Raw genomic sequence first — 19,089 nt, forward strand, 5'->3', positions numbered from 1 at the left:
CCAACCATCAAGGACGATCGCCCATGAAGACCCTGCTGTTTCCGTTCGTTGCCGCACTGGCACTGGCCGCCTGCTCGCCGTCGAAGATCGAGTTCCAGATCGACAACCCGACCGACGCGCCGCTGGCGCTGAGCATCGACGGCCAGGACGTGCCAGTGGCCGCGCACGGCTCGCGCCCGATCTCGCTCGCCATTGGCGAACATCGCCTGCACACAGACGCGCTTGGCGACGTGCGCTTCATCGTCTACGTCGACGGTCGTGGCGGCCTGATCAACCCGACCCTGAGCGAGTACGTGATTGCTCGCGAGGTCTATGTCACCGACGAGAGCAAGCTGAAGAATTTCGGCGTCGGCAACAACGGGATCGAACTGGGCGGGGTCAGCTTCGAAGGTCCCTTCGAGAAGCGCCACGACCTGTTCATCGACAAGACCTGGACCTACGGCGTGCGCGAGCCGTTCCCGAAGGAAAAGGTGGTGGCCCATGTCGATTCCAGCGGCGGCCAGATCGTGGCCAAGGTGTTCACGGCCCCGGACTTCATCACCTACGTCGAAGAAGGCATGGGCGAACCCGGTGCATTCAAGCGCCAACAGCCGGCCGGCTACGTCGCGCCGGCATTCAGCCTGGAGCCGGCCCCGGCCAGCCTGCCGGCCCTTGACCCCGCCTTCGAGGCGCACGCCGCGCCGCTGCGCGAGGTCTATGCGCGCTGGCTGAAGGCCACCACCGCCGATGAACAGAAGGCCCTGCGCAAGCAGGACTTCGACGCGCAGATGGCCTTCACCTCGGCCACCGCCACCCTGGGCAGCGGCCTGGGCCGGGAGGCCAACGAGGCCTACAACGACTTCGTTTCCCAGCGCAGCCAGTTGATGGGCCGCAGCGCCCTGGTGGTGCCCTGAGCTGACTGGCGCCGCCTGCCCGGCTGCGTTACCGTCGCCTTCCAGACGAAGGCGTACGGGTGGTTTGCACGCATTCGGCTAGAATTGCCCCCTTCTTTACACGACGGCTTCCGATGAATCCGAACTACCTCGACTTCGAGCAACCCATCGCCGACCTGGAAGCCAAGATCCAGGAACTGCGCAACGCCAGTGCCGGGCCGGCGGTCAATGTCGAGGCGGAAGTGCACGCGCTGCAGGACAAGCTGCGCATGCGCACCGCGCAGATCTTCCGCAACCTGACCTCGTGGCAGGTGCTGCAGCTGGCCCGGCACCCATCGCGTCCGTACACCGCCGACTACATCCGCGTCATGTTCGATGAGTTCCAGGAGCTGGCCGGTGACCGCGCCTTCGCTGACGACAAGGCGATCATGGGCGGCCTGGCCCGCATCAATGGCCGCGCGGTAATGGTGATCGGCCACCAGAAGGGCCGCGACACCAAGGAAAAGATCAAGCGCAACTTCGGCATGCCCAAGCCGGAGGGCTACCGCAAGGCACTGCGCCTGATGAAGATGGCAGAGCGCTTCGGCCTGCCGGTGCTGACCCTGATCGACACCGCCGGCGCCTGGCCGGGCATCGACGCCGAGTCGCGCGGCCAGTCCGAAGCGATCGCGCGCAACCTGATCGAGATGGCCGAGCTGAAGGTGCCGATCATCTGCACCGTGATCGGTGAAGGCGGCTCCGGCGGTGCGTTGGCACTGGGTGTGGGCGACCGCACCGTGATGCTGGAATACGCGGTGTACTCGACCATCACGCCGGAAGGCTGCGCCTCGATCCTGTGGAAGGACGCGGGCAAGGCCAAGGAAGCGGCCGAACAACTGGGCCTGACTGCCCCGCGCCTGAAGAGCCTGGGCCTGGTCGACAAGGTCGTGCGCGAGCCGACCGGTGGCGCCCACCGCAACCCGACCCAGATGGCCAAGCGCCTGAAGGCCGTGCTGCTGAACGAGCTGGACGCGCTGGACAAGCTGTCCACCGAACAGCTGCTGGAACAGCGCTACACGCGCCTGCGCAGTTACGGCACGTACGAGGCAGCCTGATTCATCGGCTTGTTAATTTCTTGCTCTTGCAAGAAAGTAACCAAAGAACACGCCGCCGAACGCGAACCGGTGCTGTGCACCGGTTCCCTGCGCTTCTCGGTGAATCAGGGGACGGCGCCGAACTCGCTGCGCTCAGACATCGGCGCCTCTTCGCCCCTGTTTCACCTGCGATGCTCGGCTCGCTCATGGCGGACCTGGACATCAAAAGCCACAGCTGCACCCAGTAGATCCACGCCATGCGTGGATGCATCTGTGCGATGCGCCGCGCGCGCAGCGCGCCCCGTTCAGAACGGCTTGGCCAGCACCAGCCACACGATCGGAATGAACGCCAGCAACGGGATCTCGTTGATCCAGCGCAGCGCGCGCGACGACGGCAGCGCCCTGCCCTTGGCCGCGCCCTTGAGCAGGCGACCGGTCCAGCCGAAATAGACCAGCAGCAGCACCACCAGCCCCAGCTTGGCGTGCAGCCAGCCGGCAGCTCCCGAAGCCACCATGGTCGGGAAATCGGGGATGACCTTGTAGCCCAGCCACAGCACCAGGCCGAGCAGGAACGCCAGGCCGAACATCGAGTGGCCGAAGCGGTACAGGCGCAGGCCCATCAGCTGCAGGCGCTCGCTCACCGCCGGCTGGCCCGCGGTCTCGGCCAGGTTCACCAGGATGCGCGGCAGGTAGAACACCGTGGCCATCCACGCCACCACGAACACGATGTGGAAGGTCTTGACCCAGTAGTAGCTCTGCATGCGCTCGCTCCGGCGGCTGGCGTAGGTTGGCGGCCATTCTCGCATGCCGTGGCGAAGCCGCCGCAGGCACGCCCGCCGCGACACATCGACGCATGGCGCGCCGCAACACCGTACGATAGGCGCCGTTTTCCCCGATCGCGCACCGCCCCATGGACAAGACCTACGACGCCGCCTACTTCCAACGCTGGTACCGCCGTGCCGACATCGGCGGCAGCGCCCGCCTGGCGCGCAAGGTTGCGTTGGCCGTGGCCAGCGCCGAGTACTACCTGGAGCGGCCGATCCGCAGCGTGCTGGATATCGGCTGCGGTGAAGGCGCCTGGCGCGCGCCGCTGCTGAAGCTGCGTCCGAAGGTCGAATATCTCGGCTTCGACAGCAGCGAGTACGCTGTGCGCCGCTACGGCAGGACCCGCAACCTGCACCTGGCCGCCTTCGGTGATTTCGCCTGGCTGCGGCCCTGCGCCCCGGTCGACCTGCTGGTGTGCTCGGACGTGATGCACTACGTGCCCGACCGTGAACTGCGCGCCGGCCTGGCCGGGGTGGCCGAGCTGACCGGTGGCGTGGCCTTCCTGGAGACCTTCGCCGCCGAGGATGAATTCGACGGCGACCACGAGGGCTTCCACGCCCGCCCGGCGCGCTGGTACCGCCGCACGCTGGCCCGGCACGGCCTGCAGCCGGTGGGGTCGCACTGCTGGCTCGGCCCCGCCCTGGCAGGCGATGCCGCCGCGCTGGAACGGATGTGAATCCGGATTCATTATTTTCAGGCAACTTAACCTGCGGGACACCCGGATGGGATATGCTGCGCGGCAACATATGACCATACATATTCGGTCGTCATGCTCTATCAACTGCACGAACTGACCCGCAACCTGCTTGCCCCCTGGGTGCACCAGGCCCAGGCCAACGCCAAGTTCTTCGCCAACCCGGGCCACTGGTGGTCGCAGATGCCGGGTGCCGATCGCCTGGCGGCGGTCAACGAGTTGTTCCATCGCATCGGCAAGGATTACGAGAAGCCCGAGTGGGGCATCAACGAAATCGAGGTCGAAGGCGAGCGCGTGCCGATCGTCGTGCACGAGGAAGTAAGCAAGCCGTTCTGCAAGCTGCTGCGCTTCAAGCGCCACAGCAATGAAGCCGACCAGCTGCACACCATGCTCAACCAGCCGTTCGTGCTGGTGGTGGCACCGCTGTCCGGCCACCATGCCACGCTGCTGCGCGATACCGTGCGCACGCTCCTGCGCGACCACCGCGTGTACGTCACCGACTGGGTTGACGCGCGCATGGTACCGGCCAGCGAAGGCGAGTTCGGCCTGGACGACTACATCGCCTATATCCAGGAGTTCATCCGCCACCTGGGTGTCGAGCGCCTGCACGTGGTCAGCGTGTGCCAGCCCACCGTGCCGGTGCTGGCCGCGGTTTCACTGATGGCCAGCCGTGGCGAGCCGACGCCGCGCACGCTGGTGATGATGGGCGGCCCGATCGATGCGCGCTGCAGCCCGACCGCAGTGAACAACCTGGCCACGCAGAACCCGCTGTCGTGGTTCGAGAACAACGTCATCCACACCGTGCCGGCCAGTTACCCCGGCGCCGGCCGCCGCGTGTATCCGGGCTTCCTGCAGCACGCCGGCTTCCTGTCGATGAACCCGAGCCGCCACTTCAGCTCGCACTGGGATTTCTACACCGACCTGGTCAAGGGCGACCTGGAAGACGCCGACGCGCACCGTCGCTTCTACGACGAGTACAACGCGGTGCTGGACATGCCGGCCAAGTACTACCTGGACACCATCCGCGTGGTGTTCCAGGACTTCCTGCTGCCGCGTGGCGAGTGGGTGGTCAATGGCGAGAAGGTCGACCCGTCGGCGATCCGCGATACCGCGCTGCTGAGCATCGAGGGCGAACTGGACGACATCGCCGGCCTCGGCCAGACCGAAGCCGCGCAGGCGCTGTGCACCGGCATTGCTGCTGACCGCCGCGAGCATTTCATCGTCGAAGGCGCCGGCCACTACGGCATCTTCAGTGGCCGTCGCTGGCGCGAAGTGGTGTACCCGAAGGTACGCGACTTCTTCGCCGCGCATGCCGAAACCCCGGCGGCGAAGGCTACGAAGAAGAAGAGCAACGTCACCCCGTTGCGGCGAAAGGCGGGGTAACCAGGCCCTGGTAGATGCCAACCTTGGTTGGCGCTCTACCATGGATCCCGGCATCTGATCGATCGTGCCAACCAAGGTTGGCACCTACCGAAGCCTGGGCTCCCGCTTACAACCGCACCAGCAGGTTCTTGGCGATCAGACCATGCAGTTTGCCGACGCCGCGTGCCAGGTGCATGGTCAACAACAGCAGCAGTACGCCCACGGCGGCGATCACGATGCCCACCAGCGGCGAAGCGGCCATCGGCAACACGTTCACGCCGTCGACGTACACGCCCGGAATGTCACCGCTGAACAGTGCGGCCACCGGTGCCCAGATGAACCCCAGTGACAGCGACAGCAACGTCACCGCGATGGTGAAGTAGATGACGCCCAGCGGCAGCATCAGCACGAAGTACAGCAGGGTCAGCCAGGTACGGCCATCGGTGAACATGTCGCCGATGCGCTGCAGCCAGGTGCGGCTGCGGTCGGTGTAACGCGGGCGGCGCGGCATGCGCTCGCCCAGCAGTGCTTCCACCAACCGCCCTTCCAGCAGCGCCAGCCCGCGCACCGAGCCGAAGAACAGCACGGTCAGCGGAATGCCGATGATCAGGATCAGCAGGCCCAGCGACAATGACAGGCCGGTCACCACCCAGGTGAAGAAGAAGATGCCGGTGGCCAGCGACAGCAGCATGTAGAACAGCGCACCGTAGGTGTGCGGATCGGTCACCACGCCGAAGAAGCGCGCCAGCAGCGAACGCTGCACCGGCGCCTGCGGCGGTGAGGCCGGCTCGACGCCACTGGCTTCGGCCGCTGCACGCAGCACCGGCGCGGTATCCGCACGCGGCGTGCGCAGCGCGCGGTTCACCGTCACTTCGGTCTCGCGGTAGATCTCGGCCACTTCGTCCGGGGCGCCATAGCTGCCGGCCACGTCCGCGATGACCTCGGCTTCGCTGCGGCCGGGCTGCGCCGCCAGCTCCGAGCGCAGGTATTCCTCGGCGTCGTACAACGCGTCCTGCACCATCGCCGGATCGGCACCTTCCAGCGCCGCGCGCAGCCGCGCCAGATACTGCGGGATGGTGGTCGGCAGGGCTCGGCCTGCCAGGCTCGGGTCGTTCATTGCGGTACCCCCTCCAACACGGAATCGACGGAATCACGGGTGGCCTGCCAGGCTTGGCGCCACTGCGCCAGCACCTCGCGGCCACGTTCATTGATGCGGTAGTAGCGCCGGGGCGGACCACTGCTGGATGGCTCCACATGGCTTTCCAGCAGCCCGGCGCCCTCCAGGTTGCGCAGCACCGGGTACAGCGCGCTCTGCTTGCCGCTCAGCACGCCCTCGCCCACCCGCTCCAGCTCCTTGGCAATGAGATAGCCGTACAGCGGCTCCCCGGCCCGGGCCAGCACCGCCAGCAGGGCCAGCGACACGGTTCCGGCGCTGAGCTCCTTCTGGAACTTCTTCAGGTGGACATCGTCTTCGACCATGACCTGCCCTCCACTACGTTGAAGTCCACAGTAGTGCGAAGTTCGATATAGCGAATGTGTCGTTAGTCACTCTGCCGGTTGGCGAGACGCATTCAGGCCTGGCGTATGGCTGCCAGCACCTGCGCGCCGACGGTCTCCGGCAGGGTGTGCCTGCCCTCTCCAAGCCGGCTGACCAGAGCCTGGCGGCGGGCGGCCCCCAGGGGTGAGTAGTGCTGGCTCGCCTGAAGCCAGTTCTCCACCAGTCGCAGGTGCCAAGCTCGCTCCTCGGCGCGCAGCGGCACCGCGTCCAGCAGCAGATCGAGGTGCTGCCAAAGGGGTAGTCTGCGCAACTGGCTCAGCAGGCCGACCTGTGCCACGTGCGAAGGACCATCGTGGCAGAACGCCATCAGCCGGACCGGATCCAGTTCGCCGGCCCACAGGGGCGTGGCACGGGCCAGCAACTCGTCCACAGTCCGCCCAGGCTCTTCCAGTGCGGCACGCAGCCACTCCAGACGTGCACCGTCTTCGGCCCGCAGCCAACCTCGCAGGCAGCTGCGTCGATGGCGCGCCGACACCTGGGGCAGCAACGCGCGAAGCGCGGTCGCATCTGCAGCTTCGGCGTGATCGCCCAGCGCTGCCAATGCCTCGCGCCAGCGCCCGCGGGTACGCTGCTGAAGTTCATCGCGCCACAACGTGATCGCGGGGGGCGCATCCCGCTGCTGAAGCAGCCACGCCGCCAATCTGCGCACGCTGCGCGAACGGTCAAATGCGGCAGCTTCGATGTGGGCATCGAGACCCGGCACGTTACGTTCGACCAGTGCACGCAACGCCGCGGCACGCACCCCGCTGGAGGGCGCGGCCAACGCCATGACACATTGCGCCTCGACCTCCCCAGGCGTTCCGTTCGTCAAGAGATGTGCAAGTGCCAGGTGCGAGACTTGCGGGCTGTTGTCCAGCAGCGCGAGCGAGCGCAGTTCCTCCGGGTCTGGATGGATCTGCAGGGCGATGGTGAAGGCCGCCAACCGGGTTCTTGCCTCGGGGTGGCCCAGCAGTCCTTCAAGAACGGGGTGAGCGGCTGGCGACGACAGCCAGGCGGACAGGCCGCCATCGAGCCATTCCCGTTGCACCCGCTGTGCATCGCGCAAGCGGACAGCGATCGGCCATGCCTTCAGCACGTGGTGCACCGCGCACTGTTCGAGCAGGGACATCACGACATCCCGCGCCACCGCGCGCACTTCGGGCACCCAGTCATTGCAGCGGAGCAAGGCGCAGGACAACGTCAGATGGCTGGGTACCGAACGCATCCGCTGCAACGCGGCCTCGCGCGTGTGACCATTGCCATCCGAGCCCGCAAGGAACAGTGCCGCCGTCTGCACATCAGCCGGCGCTGCGGCGCAGGCCTTCAGGCAGGCGAGCAGGCCATCGTCGTTGGGGGCCCACCAGCTGCGTCGACGCTCATCAAGATCGAACAACCCTCGTGGCGACAGCGTCTGCAACCAATGAAGACGATCTACCCCCTCATCGACGAACCCCTTCAGGATCTGGTCGATCATCGCGCGCAGTGCGGCTTCGGGCGCTTCCGGTTGCGGCATCACCATCATCTGCTTCCATCAAGGACAATGACCATCGTGCCGCACCTGCATGGACAGGGCCAGCACGCCAACGTGGCGCAGGCGCGTACTCTCGCGCAGAATCGAAGCCTCGTTCATGTTCCGGGGTTCCCATGCCGCACCGTCGTCGCCTTGCCCTGACCGTCCTCGCCTGCCTGCTGCCCGCCTTGGCCAGCGCGGCCACGCCTTACCGCAGCCCGCAGCAGATCCTCGATGCTTCGGCGGCCAGCGACTGGCGCACCCCGGACCCGGCCAACCTGCTGTACATGGACCTGCCCGCCGGGCGGGTGATCATCGAGCTGGCACCGCAGTTCGCCCCGCGCCATGTCGCCAACATCCAGACCTTCGCCCACGAGCACTTCTGGGACGGCACCAGCATCTACCGCTCGCAGGACAACTTCGTGGTGCAGTTCGGCGATGCCGACGCCGATGACGCAGCCAAGGCCAAGCCGTTCGGCAGCGCCGCCCGCAAGCTGCCGGCCGAATTCGAGCGCGCCAGCGCCGGCCTGAAGGCCAGCGTGCTGCCGGATCGCGATGGCTGGGCCGCGCAGACCGGTTTCGTCGACGGCTTCCCGGTCGGCCAGGACCCGCAGGCCGGCAAGGCCTGGCTGGCACATTGCTACGGCATGCTGGGCGCCGGCCGCAGCAACGAGGAAGACAGCAGCATCGGTGCCGAACTGTACGTGGTGACCGGGCAGTCGCCGCGCCAGCTGGACCGCAACATCACCCTGGTGGGTCGTGTGCTGAAGGGCATGGAACTGCTCAGCGCGACCCCGCGCGGGCCGGCGCCGATGGGCTTCTACACCGACCCGAAGCTGCGCACGCCGATCGTGTCGATCCGCCGTGCCAGCGACGTGCCGGCGGCCGAGCGCACACCGATCCAGGTACTGCGTACCGACTCGAAGACCTTCGCCGATACGGTGGAGGCGCGGCGCAATCGCGTGGATGATTTCTACAAGCGCCCGGCGGGGCATATCGATCTGTGCAATATTCCGGTGCCGGTGCGCTGATGGTTTCCTGCGCGTGACGCGTGCTGAAGGTGCTTCACTGTTCATGGGCGTTACTTTTCTTTGTACGCAAAGAAAAGTAACCAAAAGAAACGTTCCGCCGGCCGCGAGCCGGTGCTGCGCACCGGTGCCCTGCGCTCCTCGGCCCGTCGAGGGACGGCGCGGGAACTCGCTGCGCTCAGACACCCGCGCCTCTTCGCCCTCGCCGGACCTGCGGTGCTCGGCTCGCTCAAGGCGGACTGGAAGGTCAAGATCAACAGCAAGAGCATCCACGCATGGCGTGGATCTACTGGGTGCAGCTGTGGCCTTTGATCTGGGTCCGCCTTGAGCGAGCCGAGCATCGCAGGGGAATCAGGGGCGAAGAGGTGCCGATGTCTGAGCGCAGCGAGTTCGGCACCGTCCCCTGATTCACCGAGAAGCGCAGGGGACCGACGTGCGAAGCGCGGCGGTTCGCGACCTGGCGGCGCGTTTCTTTTGGTTACTTTTCTTTTCGCGCGAAAAGAAAAGTGACGCCCATGAACAATGAAGCACCTTCAGCACGCGCCACGCGCAAAACGCCAACGCCTCAGCCCTTCTGACTCACCGCCACGCTCCCCAGAATCAACGCCCCCGCCACCAACATCTGTACCGTCACCGCCTCCCCCAGGAACAACCACGCGAACGCCGCGCCGAACAACGGAATCAGGTAGGTCACCGTCGACGCCCGCGACGGGCCGATACGACCGATCAGGCGATAGAACATCAGGAACGCCAGCCCGGTACAGGCCACGCCCAATGCGATCGCCGCGCCCCAGGCCTTCAACGGAATCGCCGCCTGCGGCCAGTGGCTGACCGCCATCGGCAGCATCCACAGCGAGGCGCACGACAGCGTTGCCGCCGCGGCGGCGGCCGACGGCAACCCGGTCATGTGCCGCTTCACCAGGTTCACGCCCAGGCCGTACAGCAGCGATGCCGCCGCACCGGCCAGCACTGCGGTGCCGATGCTCAGGCCGGAAACCTTGGCCGTGGCCAGCACCACCACGCCGGCGAAGCCGACCAGCAGCGCCCCGGCACGGCGCATGCCGATCTTCTCGCCGAAGAACAGGAACGCGATCAGCGCGGCAAACAGCACCGTCATCGCATTGCAGATCGCGCCGATCGCCGCCGGCGCCTGTTCCGCTGCATAGGCGAACAGCACGAACGGCAACGCCGAGTTGATCAGGCCGATCGGCGCCAGCCACAGCCAGCGCCGCGGCGGGAACTGCGCGCGGGCGCGCCACAGGAACGGCAGCAGCACCAGCGCACCCAGCACCAGCCGCACCTCGACCAGCGCGAACGGGCCGAACGACGGCACCGCCACCCGCATGAACAGGAACGAGCAACCCCAGATGGCGCCCAGCAGGGTCAATTCCAGCGGCGTGCGCCAATCGCGCTCGGCCGCCTGTGGGACCGCATTCATGCCTTGCCTCCGTACATCGTCAATTCTTCGCCAATGCGGACAGGATCAGGCGCAGACGCCCGCGGCACAAGCGCGTAGTATCGCTGCCAGCCACAAATATGGTTTGAGGCTCGACATGCTGCTACGCCCTTCCCTGCTACCCGCACTGGCCGTGTTCGCGGTCGCGGCGCGCCACCAGAACTTCGCCCAGGCCGCGCAGGAGCTGCACCTGACCGCCAGCGCGGTCAGCCACCACGTCCGCCGCCTGGAAGAAGTGCTGGAAGTACGGCTGTTCCTACGCCACGCCCGCGGCGTGCGCCTGACTGCCGAGGGCCGGCAACTGGCCGACGCTGCCAGCGCCGCCTTCACCGATGTCGCGGCCGTCGCCCATCACCTGCAGCCGGATGCCGACAGCGTGCCGCTGCGCATCACCACGCTGCGCTCGCTGTCCTACTGCTGGCTGCTGCCACGGCTGCCGCGCTTCACCCAGGCCTACCCGCACATCCGCATCGAGCTGCATACCGGCAGCGGGCTGGATCGCTATGACGACAACGGCCCGGAAGTGGGCATCCGCTACGGCCTGGGCCAATGGCCCGGCCTGCGTGCGCAGCACCTGATGGATGACTACCTGTTCCCGGTCGCCTCACCGGCACTGGCCGGCGTCGAAACGCTGGTCGATCCGGCGCGCATCGCCGACCTGCCGCTGCTGACCGACCTGTCGCCGCAGGGCTGGCGCGACTGGTTCCGCCACGCCGGCGTGCGCACGCCGTCGCCGCTGCCACCCATGCACACCTTCGCCGACAGCACCGACGCGATGCGTGCAGCGGTGTATGGCATGGGCGCGGTGCTGGCGCGCACCCACATCGCCCAGCCCTACCTGCAGCGCTACGAGGTGGTGCGCCTGCCCGGCCCGGCGCTGAAGGCGCGCTATGCGTATCACGTAGTGCATGCCGAAGGACAACCGCCCAGCCCGGCCGCACGCCTGTTCATCGACTGGCTGCTGGAACAGGCGCAGGACGAACGCACACCGATTCCGGCATTGCCGGACAGCCTGCTCGGGCGCCCGGCCACGCCCACCTGACTTCGCCCTCACCCATTCTTTGCCCGATGCTGGCTAGGCTGCAGGCAACTCCACAACGTACCTACGCCATGGCCATGCTGCGACTGCGCATTACCGGAACCGAAGACGACGCCCGTGCCATCAGCGACCTGCTGCTCGGCCTGGATGGCATCGAGCATGTCGAGGAAACCGACGACCTGATGCCGCACATGGACGACGACGACTCCAGCTCGGCCGGGCTGTCCGATGACATCGGCCCGGGCATCCACGAGCTGGAAGTGGAAGTGGGCAATGAAAGCACCGCGCAGAAGGTGCGCGACGCCGTGCAGGATCTGGCGCTGGAACTGGATGTGTTCGTCGAGTACGAAACCGACGAGGGCTGATGCCGGCGGGCTGCCGGCATCAGCCTTGACCTCAGCGGTTGGGCGGCAGCTTGCGACGGTGGCGACGCCACCATGCGCGCACGCCCCAGGCTGCGACCAGGGCCAGCACCGCCACCGGCAGCAGCGCGGCAACAGCACGAATCAGGAACGCCACGCTGGTGCTGAGAATGCTGCCCGACTCGCTCAGCGCCTCGCCGATCTCACTTCGGCTGCGTTGGCCCGAAGTGGTCTCGAAGTGCAGCGTCACCAGCTGGGTATCGATGCGCCGGCGCTGCTGCGCGGCGTCCTTGTTGGCCTGCTCGACACCCGCCTCGATCTCTGACAGGCGCGTGGTGATCGCCATCAGATCTTCGATCTTCAGGTCCTTGCGGTCCTGGTAGGACAGCAGGCGGGCGTGCTCCTTTTCAAGCCGCGCCTTGGTCAGCGCCGTGTCTGCCACGGCCTGTGCCAGATCCTCGGCGCGGGTGGTGCGCGACTGCAGCGTTCCGCCCTCACCGGCCATCGCGATCAGCGGCTCGGCGCCCTTCGGCGCGATGCGCACCTTGACCTCACCGCTGGGTTGCTCGCCACTGCGCTGGTCGACCTGCAATACCGCGCAGTCGCCGAACTTCGCGCTCTGGCAGGCTTGGGCGATCTGCTGGATGCGCGGCGCGATCTTTGCCGCCTCCAGCTGCACCTGCACGTCATGTTCATAGGCGAGGAACGCACCTTCTGGCGACGCGACGGCCGCTTCGGCGGCCGGGGCGCCCGCATCCGCGGCCATGTCGCCCTGCTTGGCGCAGCCCGCCAATGCCAGCAGCACCACCGGCATCGCCAGGCTGCGCGTCCAGGCGCGCGCGCCCGTCACAGTGCGGCTCCGTCGTAGGAGGTCACCGAAAGGCCAGCCAGATCGACCTGCGGCACGCAGCGCACGTTCACCGCCACCATCGGTGTGCCGCTACGCGGATCGACCGCTTCGCTGTAGGGGGCGACGCCACATTCGCGGCAGTGGTGATGGTCGATGTGGGCCTTGTTGAAGTGGTAGGTGGCCACGTCAGCCGGATCGGTGGTCAGCTGGAACGCCGCACGCGGGGCGAACCACAGCAGGCTGCCGCGACGCCGGCACATCGAACAGTTGCAGTCGATGACGTCGCTGATCGGCGCCTCGGCCTGTACGTTGAATGCGATCCTGCCGCAATGGCAGCTTCCCTGGTATTCCATGTCCTGCGCTCCTTTGGAGGGTCCTTGAATCCGCCCATGGTAATCCTATGGCACGGGGACAAAGCAGCGACGGGGCCCTATGCTCAGGGTTTGACCCCGTACAGGAATGCCGATGCGCCCGCATCTTCTTGCCCTCGCCCTGGTCGCTGCGCTGGCCGGTTGCCAGCCGGCCGACGCCCCGACCAACGCTTCCACCCCGGCCGCCAGCCAGCAGGCCGGTGATGCGGCGGTCGATGCCGCCTTCGCCGATCTCTCCAAGCGCGCGCTGGATACTTGGATGCAGCTGTCGCCGGTCAGCGCCACCCAGATCGGTGACCACCGCTACGACAGCGAACTGGACGACCTCAGTGCCGCCGGCCAGCAGAAGACCGTGGCCGCCTACAAGGCGCTGCTGGGCGAGCTGGACAAGATCGACGTGGCCAAGCTGGGCCGCGAGAACCAGGTGGACGCGGCGATCCTGCGCAACCAGCTGCAGTCGGAAATCTGGAACGCCGAAGTGCTGCAGTCCGGCAAGTGGGACCCGCAGCTGTACAACGGCATCGCCGGCAGCGCGATCTACGGCCTGATGGCGCGCGAGTTCGCGCCACTGCCGGAGCGCCTGAAGTCGGCCACCGCGCGCATGGAAAAGCTGCCGGCGATCTTCGCCCAGGCCCGCGAGAACCTGGATCCGGCGCGCGTGCCGAAGATCCACGCCGAGACGGTGGCCAAGCAGAACAAGGGCATCCTCAGCATCGTCGATACCTTCATCACCCCGCACATCGGTGAACTGCCGCAGGCCGACCAGCAGCGTCTGCAAGCGGCCATCGACGGCCTGAAGAAGGCGGTGGACGAGCAGCAGACCTGGCTGGACAAGACCCTGGTGCCGAACGCCAAGGGCGACTTCCGCATCGGTGCGGAAAAGTACGACCAGAAGCTGAAGTTCGCGCTCAGCTCCTCGCTGTCGCGCCAGGAGATCGGTGACCGTGCGCGCGCCGAACTCAAGCGTGTGCGCGAGGACATGTACGGCATCGCGCAGACCGTGCTGAAGGACAAGCCGGGTGCGCCGGAGATGCCGGCCCAGCCGACCGACGAGCAGCAGCAGAAGGCGATCGAAGCTGCGCTGGAACTGGCCTACGCCGACAAGCCGGCACGCGACAAGGTCGTCGACGATGCCAAGGCCGCGCTGGAGCAGTCCACCGCATTCGTGCGCGAGCACGACCTGATGACGCTGCCCGATGCGCCGGTGGACATCATCCTGATGCCGGCATTCCAACGTGGCGTGGCCGTGGCCTACTGCGATTCGCCGGGTCCGCTGGACAAGAACCTGAAGACCTTCTACGCCGTGTCGCCGATTCCGGACGACTGGAACGACAAGCAGGTCGACTCGTTCCTGCGTGAGTACAACTCGCGCATGATCCACCTGCTGAGCATCCACGAAGGCACCCCGGGCCATTACCTGGAGGGCTGGCATTCGGCCAAGTTCCCTTCCACCCTGCGTGCGGTGCTGCGTTCGGGCCTGTTCGCCGAAGGCTGGGCGGTCTACACCGAGCGCATGATGCAGGAGCAGGGTTACCTCAACAACGACCCGCTGTTCCACCTGGTGCAGCTGAAGTTCTACCTGCGCACGATCTCCAACGCGATCCTCGACCAGGGCGTGCACGTGGACAACTGGGATCGCGAGAAGGCGATGCACCTGATGACCCACGACGCGTTCCAGCAGGAAAGCGAAGCGGCCGGCAAGTGGGTGCGCGCGCAGCTGACCTCGGCGCAGCTGCCGACCTACTTCGTCGGTGCGCAGGAACACTTCGACACCCGCAAGGCGGTGCAGGAGAAGCTGGGCGACAAGTTCAACCTGAAGGCGTACCACGACCAGGTACTGTCCTACGGCGCACCGCCGGTGCGTTTCGCACGCCAGCTGATGCTGGACCAGCCGATCGAGTGATCGCGCCGGTGTGAGCTGAATGATAACGGCCCGGGGAAAAACCCGGGCCGTTTTCTGTTCTGGCGGTTGCGAACTGCCATCCTGGTGGTGCGAACTGCCATCCTGGTGGGTGCGAACCTTGGTTCGCACCGCTTCTGCCGCCACTCAATCAGACGATGTGGATATACAGCTTCCTCGAGTCCAGTCTCAAATCGAGGAAGTACTCCACACCACACCCGCGGCAGGCAGCGGGACAATCCTCATCGCTCCCACGTTGGTTCTCCGAGGCATCAGCCACCACCGGATATCCACAATCAAAACACGTAAAGGCAATGTTGCTGCCATGGGGGTCGGCCCATATTTCATCTCCATCACCGTCCATTACAAGAAAGTCCGTGATGTTCATGATTCACCGGGATCGCTTGGTTGATTGCTGGAGACTACTCGAATCCGAGCATAAGGGGCGCGAAGCTGCTTCCGTCTCATCACACTGCGACGCCGCCACCCATCCCGGATTCAAGGTGAATGCAACAGGTTGTTGAACTGCGCTTCACTGCAACCCGACTGCGCGCAGCCCGGCAGCATCAGCTCCACCCGGCCCGGCGGCTGTGCGTCGGTCAACGGGATCGCACCACGTAGCTGCTCGCGCGTGGGATAGACATACACCAACCGGTAACGCACTTCACCGGCCCCACGATCACGCCAGCGCTCGAACTGCAGCAGGCCGCCGATCGGCGTCTTCTCGTACTGCCCCGGCAGGCTGTAGTCCGTGATTCCCAACGCCACCAGCACCGAACCAATGTTGGAATCGTGGCCGACCAGCAGGCTCACCTTTGGCGATGCCGGGTCCTCGAACAACGCATTCACTCTTGCCAGCAGCGGGGCGGCCACATCGCGCGCCACTTCGGGCGTTCCGAACAGGATGTCCTGGTAGCGGTTGCGGATCTGCGCCAGCGCCTGCCATTGCGCCTCGGTGGTCGACCGGCCCCAGCCTTCGCGGGGGATGCCACTGCCCTGGTAGTGCTCCATCAACAAGGCATCGACCAACCCGCTGGCCAGGGCCAGCGAACCGGACGCGCGTGGTTCCTTGCCCGGTTCCGCATTGAAGATCGTGTCGGCCAGCATCAGATGGCACTCGCTGTGCCCCGCACAGGCCGCCGACTGCGGGTAGCGGGTGATCTGCTCCACCACGGACAGTGCCGGTGCCAGTTCCGATGCGGCCAGCGCTCGCTGCATTGCCGACATAGCGCGCTCGCGGAAGACCGTGTCTCTGTTGTGGATCACCGGATTGAACATCGGATCCATCGTGCCCAGCGCCATGCGCTGCTCGACCGCGACATGACAGCCCGGGAAGGCACCGGCAACGAAGAACTGCGCGGTGGCCTGGGTGCGCTGAAGGCTGTTGGCATGGGCGTGGAAGTCAGCCAACTGCGGGCAACCCGAAGCCGGCAACAGCTGCGCCTGACGCAGCCACTGGCCCATGTAACGGCCCATATAGACCTCCAGCACGCCGCCTTTGGTGGTGAGCTCGCCTGCGCCCACGTCCCAGCCTGGCCAGCGCTCCGGAGTGGCATTGGCCAGCGCTCCGGAGTGGCATTGGCCAGCGCGCCCGACGCCACCACCGGCGCGCGCAGGTTGTGGCGGCTGAGCAGGATGACCTGCTCAAGTGAGCCCTCACGTGTTCCGCTCACCTCGCCATTGTCCGCCATGGCTGGAACAGCGGTCACAAGGCTCGTCACCAGCGATAGGCAACGAAAGATACGGAAGTGCATCCGAGTCTTTGAGCACGATTGAACCTGCATCACTGCTCCTATAGTGCAGATAGAGTCTCGAGCCCATGTCTGCTGATCAACGGTCGGCACGGCAATGTCAAAACGGTGAACAGACCGTTCTCCGAGCTACCGAATGGGGATGGTAGCACCGTCAACCCATGACCTCCCCGACACGCGATGCAAACGCATCCAGTCGTGAAATATCCAGTGATCGCCTCCCACTCGAGGATGCTCCCTGAGTCACGTCCTCGTCTGATTGATACACGCGAGCGCCGAACCGATCCAGGATCTCGACGCCGCCCTGCGCTACATCCCCGGCCCCGACATTCAAGAGAAGCTCCAGGCATCAGAACAAGCCACGGACACAACGCGCAGAGCAGCTTGCTCGACTACGAGACTGATGCAGAAATTAAAAGAGAAGTCCTACGCAACGAACCCGCTACCACTGACAGCAAGCAGCCATACGGACGGCGCATTCTTGATGCCGACCAAGGAATGTGCCCTGGTCATCAACACACATCTATAAAAGGAAATACGTCATGCACGCATCCGCAACCATTTCAGATCCAAACGCCGTCGCCGCATGGATGAAATCATCCAGCGCAAATGCAAGATCCCTCGACGCAGTGTTTGAAACCGAGGCCGACGAAATCAAAGTAGCCGCATTCAGCAGTGACTGCTGCGGATCGAACAATTACGAAGAGCGCTGACAGACTCCGTTGATGGCACGCGGCGTGGATGCGTGTCATCAACACTATCAAACAGGATCAGAATCACGATGACTCGCAGTCATGACGGCATGAGCCGAATAGCACAAAGCCCATAACAAAGCCGCATGCGATGCGATGGAACATTCCCCTTACCAAACGACACATCATCATCGACCGCAATCATTGCCGCGACGACTCGATCCAATATTAATCGCGCTATCGAACTCCGCAGAAGGGGATTGATCACCGAGATAATTGGCACAGATCCCGCTTACTCGACAACGCCATCCGACGCGCTTCGTAAACTGGAGGGTGATGCGGGAATTCACACCATTATCGTGTTCAGTGACCAGCTTACATCCAGCCTTGACGCTCCTGTCTTGACGTCCCACCACGGGCAGCAGCGCTACCTGCCTCTGGTGGAAGGAGTCCTCAACAGCATCCACGAATTTCAAATCATGACAGGCACATGCGATGACACGATCAAATTGCCACCCTGCTCACCCATCACTTCCGTTCTGCGCACTATTTCGAACCATCTGGATTCCAACCAGAAGCTTGGAGGAGACTGGCTCGCGCAACCAGTTCAGACAAGGCGATGGCCTGCTACACGGCTAGCCGAGAGCAGATTCCGTCAGCGTGTCTTTCACTCAGCTCTGATGCACATGTACTGGAAGCATCCTGACTTCAATCCCAAGCATTTCGATTGGCTCCATGGACAGCTCAAGAACCTCTACCGCGCATCGCAGCCAGCAAAGGAGGTCCAGGATGCACGAAAGTCAAGCACATGAGAGTCGTCAGCCTGCCCCGGAGGCCACCTTTCGGCACAGCGTCCAGACAGAGCAACAGCTTGGATTGACCCTTTCCGATAGGGAAAGGAAAGCCATCCTCTCCGCATGCGAAGTCAGCGGACTCGATATGGATTCCTACTACAGCTGGTATCAATCGAAAGCCTCCATCAGCTCCCAGTTGGCTGACCTTTGCCGCCCGTCACTGTTGGAGGCGGTCCACTGCATCGACCGTTCCGACTACTCCTCAATCGATGGAAAGCTCCCTGCCGACAGGGGAGTTGTGATCGCACTGCCGCATCACGGCCACTATATCCTGTCTGCGGTCCGTCTGATGGAGCACATTCGCCATCTGCGTGACATCTACATCTTCTATGGCGACCCAAAGAACCATGCAGGCAACGAATTGTTCGACGACCTGTACCACCGGCTCTTCAATCACGCCGGATGCCGCGCGAGCATCATCCACTCGAATGCCAGAGGGATAGGCATAGCGCTTCGCGCACTGAAAAATAGAGCTGCAGTCATCATGATGCCCGATGTCCACCGCTTTCGCGAAGAAGCCTATTGCATTCCATTTTTGGGGCGCCCCTTGGACATCATGCTGGGAACCGCCGCAATGGCGCGCAAAACCGGAAGTTGCATATTGCCAGCCATCTCCGTCGTTGACCGGGATCTTCGAGCAACTATTACTTTCGGAGATGCCATCGAGCCTATACCGACGCGAGCATCGCTTCCATCTGAAGTAGCTGACTACTGGACGATGGCTGAAGTCTATCGTTTCCTTGAGCGTGCAATGGGACCTCAGGCCATCTATTGGCAGTACATCAGGCAACACTTCATGAAATCCTCCAAGTTCCCGATGTTCCACCCCGAAACAATCGATGAAGCTTGGCACATGTTCTCCAATGACCCGCGAACCAAGCCACACACGCGTTATACGGCATGCCTGGATTGA

The 19,089-nt window shown here is 64.8% G+C and carries 18 protein-coding genes; 10 read left to right on the forward strand and 8 right to left on the reverse strand.

What is annotated here, in order from left to right:
- Nucleotides 1–23 precede the first annotated feature (23 nt).
- Complete coding sequence (locus tag AC5P6A_RS00620) at nucleotides 24–893, forward strand: hypothetical protein (protein WP_155029200.1); 870 nt, start codon at nucleotides 24–26, stop codon at nucleotides 891–893.
- 113 nt (nucleotides 894–1,006) lie between these two features.
- On the forward strand, nucleotides 1,007–1,966 hold the full coding sequence (locus AC5P6A_RS00625; RefSeq protein ID WP_019659134.1) for an acetyl-CoA carboxylase carboxyltransferase subunit alpha: 960 nt from the start codon (nucleotides 1,007–1,009) through the stop codon (nucleotides 1,964–1,966).
- A gap of 284 nt (nucleotides 1,967–2,250) precedes the next feature.
- Here AC5P6A_RS00625 and AC5P6A_RS00630 read toward each other — a convergent pair whose 3' ends face one another.
- Nucleotides 2,251–2,706 carry a HemJ family protein gene (locus tag AC5P6A_RS00630; RefSeq protein WP_171952263.1) on the reverse strand — a complete coding sequence of 152 codons (456 nt, stop codon included), beginning with the start codon at nucleotides 2,704–2,706 and terminating at the stop codon, nucleotides 2,251–2,253.
- Between the two features lie 149 nt (nucleotides 2,707–2,855).
- On the opposite strand from AC5P6A_RS00630, the gene AC5P6A_RS00635 reads away from it, so the two are divergent.
- Together AC5P6A_RS00635 and AC5P6A_RS00640 are read left to right on the forward strand one after the other, a co-directional pair.
- Nucleotides 2,856–3,446: a class I SAM-dependent DNA methyltransferase gene (locus AC5P6A_RS00635; protein ID WP_019659136.1), complete on the forward strand. Its 591-nt coding sequence runs from the start codon at nucleotides 2,856–2,858 to the stop codon at nucleotides 3,444–3,446.
- 93 nt (nucleotides 3,447–3,539) lie between these two features.
- Nucleotides 3,540–4,847: a polyhydroxyalkanoate depolymerase gene (locus tag AC5P6A_RS00640; RefSeq protein WP_155029199.1), complete on the forward strand. Its 1,308-nt coding sequence runs from the start codon at nucleotides 3,540–3,542 to the stop codon at nucleotides 4,845–4,847.
- 106 nt (nucleotides 4,848–4,953) lie between these two features.
- Here the strand turns inward: AC5P6A_RS00640 and AC5P6A_RS00645 are convergent, their stop codons facing one another.
- The 3 genes from AC5P6A_RS00645 to AC5P6A_RS00655 form a co-directional block, all read right to left on the reverse strand.
- Nucleotides 4,954–5,943, reverse strand: a complete 990-nt coding sequence (locus AC5P6A_RS00645; protein ID WP_180877843.1) for a sensor domain-containing protein — start codon at nucleotides 5,941–5,943, stop codon at nucleotides 4,954–4,956.
- A complete protein-coding gene (locus AC5P6A_RS00650) occupies nucleotides 5,940–6,305 on the reverse strand; it encodes a PadR family transcriptional regulator (RefSeq protein ID WP_021203665.1) in 366 nt (121 codons plus the stop codon). The genes AC5P6A_RS00645 and AC5P6A_RS00650 overlap by 4 nt, the downstream gene beginning before the upstream one ends.
- A 92-nt stretch (nucleotides 6,306–6,397) precedes the next feature.
- On the reverse strand, nucleotides 6,398–7,837 hold the full coding sequence (locus tag AC5P6A_RS00655) for a hypothetical protein (protein ID WP_346714691.1): 1,440 nt from the start codon (nucleotides 7,835–7,837) through the stop codon (nucleotides 6,398–6,400).
- 170 nt (nucleotides 7,838–8,007) lie between these two features.
- Here AC5P6A_RS00655 and AC5P6A_RS00660 point away from each other — a divergent pair, with 170 nt between their 5' ends.
- Nucleotides 8,008–8,904, forward strand: coding sequence for a peptidylprolyl isomerase (locus tag AC5P6A_RS00660; RefSeq protein ID WP_134955426.1), 897 nt, complete (start codon nucleotides 8,008–8,010; stop codon nucleotides 8,902–8,904).
- Nucleotides 8,905–9,466: 562 nt separating this feature from the next.
- Here AC5P6A_RS00660 and AC5P6A_RS00665 read toward each other — a convergent pair.
- Entirely contained in the window at nucleotides 9,467–10,339 is an 873-nt protein-coding gene (locus AC5P6A_RS00665; protein WP_180877845.1) for a DMT family transporter, read from the reverse strand.
- Nucleotides 10,340–10,454: 115 nt separating this feature from the next.
- Between AC5P6A_RS00665 and AC5P6A_RS00670 the strand changes: the two genes are divergently transcribed.
- Nucleotides 10,455–11,399 carry a LysR substrate-binding domain-containing protein gene (locus tag AC5P6A_RS00670; RefSeq protein WP_171952267.1) on the forward strand — a complete coding sequence of 315 codons (945 nt, stop codon included), beginning with the start codon at nucleotides 10,455–10,457 and terminating at the stop codon, nucleotides 11,397–11,399.
- Nucleotides 11,400–11,467: 68 nt separating this feature from the next.
- On the forward strand, nucleotides 11,468–11,761 hold the full coding sequence (locus AC5P6A_RS00675) for a hypothetical protein (RefSeq protein WP_021203661.1): 294 nt from the start codon (nucleotides 11,468–11,470) through the stop codon (nucleotides 11,759–11,761).
- Between the two features lie 31 nt (nucleotides 11,762–11,792).
- Here the strand turns inward: AC5P6A_RS00675 and AC5P6A_RS00680 are convergent, their stop codons facing one another.
- Both AC5P6A_RS00680 and AC5P6A_RS00685 read right to left on the reverse strand, forming a co-directional pair.
- Entirely contained in the window at nucleotides 11,793–12,572 is a 780-nt protein-coding gene (locus tag AC5P6A_RS00680) for a DUF4349 domain-containing protein (protein ID WP_155030420.1), read from the reverse strand.
- Nucleotides 12,573–12,604: 32 nt separating this feature from the next.
- Complete coding sequence (locus AC5P6A_RS00685; RefSeq protein ID WP_134729418.1) at nucleotides 12,605–12,961, reverse strand: GFA family protein; 357 nt, start codon at nucleotides 12,959–12,961, stop codon at nucleotides 12,605–12,607.
- 112 nt (nucleotides 12,962–13,073) lie between these two features.
- On the opposite strand from AC5P6A_RS00685, the gene AC5P6A_RS00690 reads away from it, so the two are divergent.
- Entirely contained in the window at nucleotides 13,074–14,882 is a 1,809-nt protein-coding gene (locus AC5P6A_RS00690; protein WP_495222196.1) for a DUF885 domain-containing protein, read from the forward strand.
- Between the two features lie 495 nt (nucleotides 14,883–15,377).
- On the opposite strand, the gene agp is transcribed toward AC5P6A_RS00690, so the two are convergent.
- Nucleotides 15,378–16,442 (reverse strand): bifunctional glucose-1-phosphatase/inositol phosphatase, encoded by a 1,065-nt coding sequence (agp, locus tag AC5P6A_RS00695; RefSeq protein ID WP_346714800.1) that lies wholly within the window; start codon nucleotides 16,440–16,442, stop codon nucleotides 15,378–15,380.
- 730 nt (nucleotides 16,443–17,172) lie between these two features.
- Here agp and AC5P6A_RS00700 point away from each other — a divergent pair.
- Complete coding sequence (locus AC5P6A_RS00700) at nucleotides 17,173–17,343, forward strand: hypothetical protein (RefSeq protein ID WP_157999904.1); 171 nt, start codon at nucleotides 17,173–17,175, stop codon at nucleotides 17,341–17,343.
- A gap of 768 nt (nucleotides 17,344–18,111) precedes the next feature.
- On the forward strand, nucleotides 18,112–19,089 hold the full coding sequence (locus AC5P6A_RS00705; protein ID WP_164145274.1) for an LpxL/LpxP family acyltransferase: 978 nt from the start codon (nucleotides 18,112–18,114) through the stop codon (nucleotides 19,087–19,089).

It is taken from the genome of Stenotrophomonas sp. YJH_SMC_20, from assembly GCF_059367845.1.